The organism is Mesorhizobium kowhaii (assembly GCF_042431665.1).
Taxonomy (GTDB): Bacteria; Pseudomonadota; Alphaproteobacteria; order Rhizobiales; family Rhizobiaceae; genus Mesorhizobium; species Mesorhizobium kowhaii.
Map to the genome: position 1 here is coordinate 1 of NZ_JBHLYT010000128.1, position 1,191 is coordinate 1,191.

The 1,191-nt window shown below is 60.2% G+C and carries 2 protein-coding genes and 2 pseudogenes; 3 read left to right on the forward strand and 1 reads right to left on the reverse strand.

The annotated features are described in order from the left end of the window. Positions 1-276 (forward strand): IS66 family transposase (locus ACFFNA_RS35920; protein ID WP_446685990.1); only part of this gene is annotated, 276 nt, incomplete at its 5' end. Positions 277-499: 223 nt separating this feature from the next. Here ACFFNA_RS35920 and ACFFNA_RS35925 read toward each other — a convergent pair. Beyond that, positions 500-634 carry a site-specific integrase gene (locus ACFFNA_RS35925; RefSeq protein WP_378924705.1) on the reverse strand — a complete coding sequence of 45 codons (135 nt, stop codon included), beginning with the start codon at positions 632-634 and terminating at the stop codon, positions 500-502. A gap of 22 nt (positions 635-656) precedes the next feature. On the opposite strand from ACFFNA_RS35925, the pseudogene ACFFNA_RS35930 reads away from it, so the two are divergent. Together ACFFNA_RS35930 and ACFFNA_RS35935 are read left to right on the forward strand one after the other, a co-directional pair. Beyond that, positions 657-833, forward strand: a pseudogene (locus tag ACFFNA_RS35930) (IS21 family transposase); the annotation flags it as partial. A 67-nt stretch (positions 834-900) separates the two neighbouring features. Continuing rightward, positions 901-1,029 (forward strand): annotated as a pseudogene (locus ACFFNA_RS35935) (AAA family ATPase); the annotation flags it as partial. Positions 1,030-1,191 lie beyond the last annotated feature (162 nt).

Sequence of the window (1,191 nt, forward strand, 5' to 3'; positions counted from 1 at the left end):
CATGAACTCCTGCGCGTTCTCGATCGCCCCGAGATCCCACTCCACACCAACGGTTCGGAAAACGACATTCGCGCCGTCGTTATCAAACGCAAGATCTCCGGCGGAACCGTCAGTGACGCAGGCAGAGATGCCCGCGATGTCCTGCTCGGCCTGATGAAGACCTGCACCAAGCTCGGCGTCTCCTTCTTCGCCTACCTCGGCCACCGCCTTGGTATCCCCACACAAACCGCCGTTCTGCCGCTTCCCGATCTCGTCAGCCAAGCCGCTCCAGCCTGATCGCCCGGAAATCTGCCCCGGTTACCTAATCGATCTTGGGATATCGGCCAGCCGATAACGTTGAGGTATCTCGACAAGTTTGCTGATGTCATGTTGAAGGACGTGTTCCCGATGCAGGTATCGCAGGAAGACGCGCAGAGTGCTGGCCACACTGATCATCGACGACCGGCCGAAATGCTGGGGCCTGCGTCGTGATAAAGGCCGTCACCACCGGTAGTGTAAGCTACTTCGGATCGCATCCGATATCGCCGAGATGCCGCTCGAAACCGCGCAGAAAATGCCGGTAATGCGCAATAGAGCTTTGGCGCAACCCTCGCTCATCGCGGAGGTAATCGAAGAACCCTGGCACCTGGACCACAAATGGATCAGGCAGCGACAATTATGGGCCGGAGCGCCTCGAGGCAGCCTGCGAGCGGGCGCTCCTCATCAACGTGATCGCCTACTCCTCCGTCAACGCCATTCCTCAAATCCGGCCTCGACCGGGCAAGATCCCAGGCCGAGCAAACTGCGCCGACGCCTGCGACGCCAACATCCGCGGCAACACCTATTACCAGTGAAGGAAAGGAAGAAGGAATGCTGACAAACCCAACACTTGACCAGATGCAGACCCTCGGGCTCACCGGCATGGCGGCCGCCTGGCGGGAGCTTGTCGAGCAGGACAGCGCCGGCGAACTCAGCCGCGACGAGTGGCTCGGCCTGATGCTCGATCGCGAGGTGGGCATGCGGGCCGACAAGCGCGTCAGGAACAAGCTCGCCGCCGCAAAGTTGCGCTTTCCCGAAGCCTGCATCGAAGACATCAACTTTGCCACGAGGGACATCTGGGCTTTGAATTGCAGATGCTCGCCGATTATATCCTGGAGCGTGTGAAGGAGGGCGAAAGGGTCTTCGCCGACGAGACGACCTTGCCCACCCTTG